The sequence below is a fragment of the Heliomicrobium gestii genome (assembly GCF_009877435.1).
Taxonomy (GTDB): Bacteria; Bacillota; Desulfitobacteriia; order Heliobacteriales; family Heliobacteriaceae; genus Heliomicrobium; species Heliomicrobium gestii.
In genome coordinates this window covers 1-5,339 of sequence record NZ_WXEX01000027.1, presented here as the reverse complement: position 1 = coordinate 5,339, position 5,339 = coordinate 1, and the positions used below count along the sequence as shown (strand labels likewise).

Annotated in this window: 5 protein-coding genes; 2 read left to right on the top strand and 3 right to left on the bottom strand. The window is 51.9% G+C overall.

All coding sequences use genetic code 11. The annotated features are described in order from the left end of the window. Positions 1–411: 411 nt before the first annotated feature. Positions 412–759, bottom strand: coding sequence for a cupin domain-containing protein (locus GTO89_RS16775; protein WP_161263242.1), 348 nt, complete (start codon positions 757–759; stop codon positions 412–414). Between the two features lie 372 nt (positions 760–1,131). Between GTO89_RS16775 and GTO89_RS16770 the strand changes: the two genes are divergently transcribed. After that, complete coding sequence (locus GTO89_RS16770; protein ID WP_161263241.1) at positions 1,132–1,371, top strand: hypothetical protein; 240 nt, start codon at positions 1,132–1,134, stop codon at positions 1,369–1,371. Positions 1,372–1,463: 92 nt separating this feature from the next. Here the strand turns inward: GTO89_RS16770 and GTO89_RS16765 are convergent, their stop codons facing one another. Further along, positions 1,464–3,458, bottom strand: a complete 1,995-nt coding sequence (locus tag GTO89_RS16765; RefSeq protein ID WP_161263240.1) for a glycosyltransferase family 2 protein — start codon at positions 3,456–3,458, stop codon at positions 1,464–1,466. Positions 3,459–3,690: 232 nt separating this feature from the next. Between GTO89_RS16765 and GTO89_RS16760 the strand changes: the two genes are divergently transcribed. Then, complete coding sequence (locus tag GTO89_RS16760) at positions 3,691–4,908, top strand: HD-GYP domain-containing protein (RefSeq protein WP_161263239.1); 1,218 nt, start codon at positions 3,691–3,693, stop codon at positions 4,906–4,908. Positions 4,909–4,970: 62 nt separating this feature from the next. Here the strand turns inward: GTO89_RS16760 and GTO89_RS16755 are convergent, their stop codons facing one another. Beyond that, positions 4,971–5,201 carry a hypothetical protein gene (locus tag GTO89_RS16755; RefSeq protein WP_161263238.1) on the bottom strand — a complete coding sequence of 77 codons (231 nt, stop codon included), beginning with the start codon at positions 5,199–5,201 and terminating at the stop codon, positions 4,971–4,973. Between the last annotated feature and the right edge of the window lie 138 nt (positions 5,202–5,339).

Here is a 5,339-nt window from a genome sequence, read left to right as displayed (position 1 = left end):
CTTCGACACATCGCCGTTTCCAACGATATTCTTCTGCGACAGTCGTTCTTCTGCTGCTAGCTCTGATACAGAAAAGGTATTGCACTGCTTCCGTATCAGCGACCTACAACGGAATTGATTGGTTTCGCACGCTTTTGATTCGCAACTGTTCGATTTTCAAGGACCAGTTTTAAGAAGTTATCCCGCTGCCGTCGGCGGTAGTTTTTTCCGCAGCACAGCGGCGACGTTGACTATTATTACACAACTAAATCGAGAATGCAACGAGTATTTTTTTCCAAATCGTTTTTTTCGATACGGCGCTGCGCCTGTGAGTTTGGGAACATAACAAACGCAGCGCCAAAGGGAAAGAACTCAGTGACTCCGTGGTTTTCTCAGGTTTTTAGGAATTAAGAAAGAGCAGAAAAGATAATGCTACTTATCCGCTTCCGCCGGAACGATACAGATAAAAGCAAAGTCTTGACCAGAAATGTTGCGAAACTGGTGTTCTTCTCCTCCTGGTATGTAGGCTATCGAACCGGTTTGAACAGGCTGCTCCTGGCCGCCCAAAAACAGCGTTCCCTGCCCACCGACGATATAATTGATGTGCGGCCATGGATGGCTGTGCCGAGGCGTCTGACCGCCTTCGGCCAGTGTAAACAATCGCATCGACCAACCGTCCCACCCTTGAGCCGGTCCGATCAGCGATTGTTTCATGGCATTGACAATCCCAGTCCCCTCCAGCCTGACACCCGGGATGGACGTGATGTGAGAGACAAACATGCGCAGGACTCCTTTCGCTTACCATAAAATCGATTTGACAACCATTATTTTACGATAAAAACAGGAGTTTTTGTGTGTTTTTTCACAAAAACTCCTTTGTTAACTCTTTACGCCGACTGGACAAACGCGAGCACAAGCGCCTCAGTACGTGCATTTGTTGTCACGCGCCTCTTTGCCCTAAATATATCCCACGTTATCTCGCATCTTCAGCCGATACCCGAATCAATGATCCGGCAAAAAGGTATGGCGATCCGCCCTCATGTTTATCCTTTTTTTATCGATTGTATTGAATAAATAATTTAAATGATTCAACCTTGTCAACCCTTGTGATATAATGGACATAATGAACAAACAGAATGGGGGGTTCACTCCATGGCAGATCGACAAAACCTGCCGGAAGAAGTTCGACAACAGTGGATCGAGGACATCCTCTCAGCTTCCCCACTTTTTCTTTGCCGCTTCTTAGGTGTAAACGACCACCCCCTAGCGCCGCTCCTGTTGTACGGCATGGATCTGGAGGCCCTTGTCGAGGACAGGCTTGAGCGGATTCCACAAGAACAGTTGAGCGGGTACCTTCAGGAACTGGAGGACCAAAAGATTCAGCTTTGTTGATGGATTGACCCTGTTGAAGGCGCATACATAGATTTCTTCACAGCCGCCGTTCTTACAGGCGGTTGTTTCTTTCTTCCAAAAAGCGGTTCAGGTTACCGCCGTTCACCTGCGGCTTCCCTTTCCCTCTGGAAGGCGCCCATCACACGGAGACGCCCTGTCTGCTGGCGCTTCGGCAAGCGCCGCAACAGAAGGTGACTGATATACCGGGGAAATAAGTCGAGCCAACCAAACCGGTTTCCCATGGAAGGGAAGGCCTCCTTCGGCTTTTTTCCGTAGACCTCACGGATCCAGAGCTGAAAAACTGGTTTTTCCATTGGCTCAAAGGCGATGGCCACCCGATAACCACGGGGATGATTGTCACAATAAACCACACGCCCTTGCAAAGTATGGTGTTCACCGCCAAATATGTCAACACCCACATGGGCAGGTAGCGGTTGCGCTTGACGCAGCAATAGACAACATCCCGATTCACTTATGTCAAGTGTAACCGCCTCAAAGGAATGCGTCCTTTCGCCAGAGGTAGACACGGTTAATGCGGCTTGATAGGACCGTTCGAACCGTTCTTTCTCCCGCATGCGAGGCGGTTCCCAGGCTAACAGGACGGCGCCGGAGAGACCGCCGACATTGTATATTGCCCAAAAGAGATTGACAAGAATGGCCCCCGCCTCTCCTCCGCCACCCTCATAAAGCCGGTAACTTCCGACAAGCAATCCAGCGAGACTCAACATCAGCAGGATCAGGTGGGGCGCAGCAAGGCGCCGGTGAAAAAAATGTCGCTGTCCCGTCACCCCTTTGGGTGTCACCTCAAATTTTGCGCCTTTCCCAAACAAGGTCTCTCCAAGAACAGCCCGAAGCACAGCCGGCGCCACCGCTGTTTCATAGATATTGCTCCAAAAGATATCGCGCATCTTTCCGGTGCAAAGGCGAAAGCAGATCGCGGAAAGCACAAATTGGGGCAGCCAAAAGGTCAGGATACCCTGTACATCCGTCTGCATCACAGGGATACCCAGCAAGAGGTAAGCCAGGGGCGACAAGATAAAGGTCAGCTTGAACAAGCCTGAATACCAGTAAAGAACCGAATCGCCATACAAGAGGCGCTGCGCCACCGTCAATCCGGGAACTGTCAAGGGATTCCACTTGCGCGCCGTCTGCACGTTCCCCCTGGCCCAACGAATCCGCTGGCGGATATAGTCGGAAAAAGACTCTGCCGACAGCCCTTCGGCAAGGATCTCATTCAGATATATCGTTCGGTAACCTTTTGCTTGCAGCAGCATGCCCGTCGCCATATCTTCGGTGATGGTGCCTGTTGCAAAGCCGCCGATCGCCGCCAGGGCGCTGCGGCGGAAAACGGTGTTGCTGCCGATGTACATGGCCGCATTGTGACGATCCCTCCCCGCTTGAACGACCCGCATGAACATGTCCTGCTCATTGGGAATATTCCAGCCCTGCAGCAGGTTGTACTGGAAGATATCTTGATTGTAAAAGGCCTGCGGCGCCTGAACAAAGGCCAGCTTTTCATCGGTAAAAAAGCCGACCGTCCGTTGCAAAAATTCCGGTCGGGGGATCATGTCGGCATCCAGTGTCACGATCAGTTCGCCCTGCGTATGCCCAAGCGCGTTGTTGAGATTACCCGCCTTGGCGTCTTCGTTTGTCCTACGCGAGAAATAACCGACGCCCATCTCCTCAGCCAGTTGACGCACTTCCTCGCGCCGGTCGTCATCACACAGCCAGATCCTCAACTGTTCTTCAGGATATTCCAGGTTGCGGCATCCGGCGACGGTGCTGCGCAAGATATGTTTCGGTTCATTGTAGGTGGCTACAAAGACATCCACCGCCGGAGGTTGTAAAGGAAGCGCCGGCGGCTCACGGCGGCTCGGATGGAGCGACAGACTGTAAAAGACGACGGATTGTCCCGCCTGTATCCATTCGGAAATGAGCAAAAGGCTGCCCCAGATGAGTGCGACGCCGCTATCGGGGAGCGTTTCGGCCGTTCTCCACCCCAGGTACAGCCACGAAGATATATTGGCCGCTATGACCAATGCTGTCATGCCGTATCGCCGGTAATCCCTCTTACCCTGTTTTTCCATTGCGCCTCCGCACCTTTTTGACGTAAAGTTTGAATGCGCGGTAAGTAGAGAACCCTGAGCAACCACGCCACGACAGACACATTGTTGTGAATGATGATGCATAGCAAAAGCATCTTTGATTATACCAAGAAGACGATCCTCCTTTCCCTCGGTGATTATAGGCAAACCTGGCATTCTCTGTTCGCGACCAAAAAAACCAAAGTAGCTTTACATACTGAAACAGGAGGTTTACATGATTGTAACCATCAACCTCCCACGACTGCTGAATACACTATCCATGGTTCTCGATTTCACTACAATCGGCCTGAACCACCATCACAACCGCGTGGCCTATATCAGTTCTGCCATGGGCGCCATGATGGACCTCTCGCCACAAGAACGGCATGATCTCTATTGCGCCGCCAGCATCCATGACATGGGCGCTACATCCTTCCATGAAAAGGCGGCCTTAGGTTCTTTCCAACCGAGAGAAACGGACACCCATTGCCAGGCCGGGTATCAATTGTTAAAGGGGATCGGCCACTTCGAAAACATCGCCCAAATCATCTTGCACCACCACGATCACTGGGAGCATCAAGAGGAACGGAGCGCGTTGACCCGGCTGAGCGATATTATCCATCTGGCCGATCGCTTGGAAATTCTGCTCACCGGAGATTACATTCTGCACCAGCGACGACGCGCACTGGATCAACTGAGCGGTTGGTTCGGAACTATGTTCCGCCCCGAGCTAAAGGAAGTCCTTTCTGAGTTGGCTGTAAAAGAGAGCTTTTGGCTCGATCTGGCCTCCCCCTATGTAGAAGACTTGTCATTGGGCATGATGTCACCTGAAATCAATGACTCGGCATTGCAGTATAAAGACTTGAAAAAGCTATTCATGATCTTCGCCTGGATAATCGATCGAAAGTGCCGGTTCACAATGCACCACTCCCGACTGGTGGCATCGTCATCGGCCCACCTTGCCTCCTTGGCCGGGTTTTCTCCCCTCGACATCGCCCAGATCGAAGTGGCCGGCTTGCTCCACGATCTGGGCAAGCTGAGCATTCCTGAAAGCATCCTCGAAAAACCGGGCGCCCTGACTGCCGCCGAGTATGATGTGATCAAACGTCACCCTTATCACACCTACCATATCCTCCGGCGTCTTCCCGGTCATTTGCAACTGGCCGAGTGGGCTGCCTTTCATCATGAGCGACCAAATGGCGCCGGATACCCCTTTCGCATCGGAGGTTCCGCTCTGCCCCTCGGTAGCCGGATCATCGCCGTTGCTGATATTTTCTCGGCCCTCATTGAGGATCGCCCCTACCGAACCGGCATGAATCGAGGCGACATCGAATCCATCCTCTCCCAGTCGGCGCGCGAAAAGGCCCTTGATGGAGACCTGGTCGACCAACTCCTCTCCCATTACGACCTTTTTGCCTCATTACAGGAGTTTGTGGACATCCTTCGCTATTGATTGATACCAGTGATTCGCCATATAAAAGCGCCCCGCCTGATCATGAGAGGCGGGGCGCTTTTTCACATAAAGGCGCCTGTACGAAGCATCGAATAGCCATCGGCGTAGAAGGAAGGACATCCAGCAAACAAGTCCATCTTTACGAGTCGCTGCCGCTCCCCCTCATTCTGTGGCAATTCCCCTGCCCGGCGAATCGTTTCCGAAAAATCAACGCCTCGAAACTGCTCACTATCGATCAAGGGCGCCGCACAGACATCTCCGCACCATGGTTGTTCCATTGGGGGTAAGTTCATCCCTTTCACCTCCATCACGCTCATCATGCTATTTGTGATATTTTACGCTTGAGAGGTGGAAAAATTGCCATTAAACTGAAAACGAATTAAATCCCCAGGGAGATTCATATCCCTGGGGATTTAATTCGTTACGGTTAA

Bases quoted from the DNA above. Each gene is read 5' to 3' on its own strand.
- GTO89_RS16765 (WP_161263240.1), bottom strand. From the start codon at position 3,458: ATGGAAAAACAGGGTAAGAGGGATTACCGGCGATACGGCATGACAGCA.
- GTO89_RS16770 (WP_161263241.1), top strand. From the start codon at position 1,132: ATGGCAGATCGACAAAACCTGCCGGAAGAAGTTCGACAACAGTGGATC.
- GTO89_RS16775 (WP_161263242.1), bottom strand. From the start codon at position 759: ATGTTTGTCTCTCACATCACGTCCATCCCGGGTGTCAGGCTGGAGGGG.
- GTO89_RS16760 (WP_161263239.1), top strand. From the start codon at position 3,691: ATGATTGTAACCATCAACCTCCCACGACTGCTGAATACACTATCCATG.
- GTO89_RS16755 (WP_161263238.1), bottom strand. From the start codon at position 5,201: ATGAACTTACCCCCAATGGAACAACCATGGTGCGGAGATGTCTGTGCG.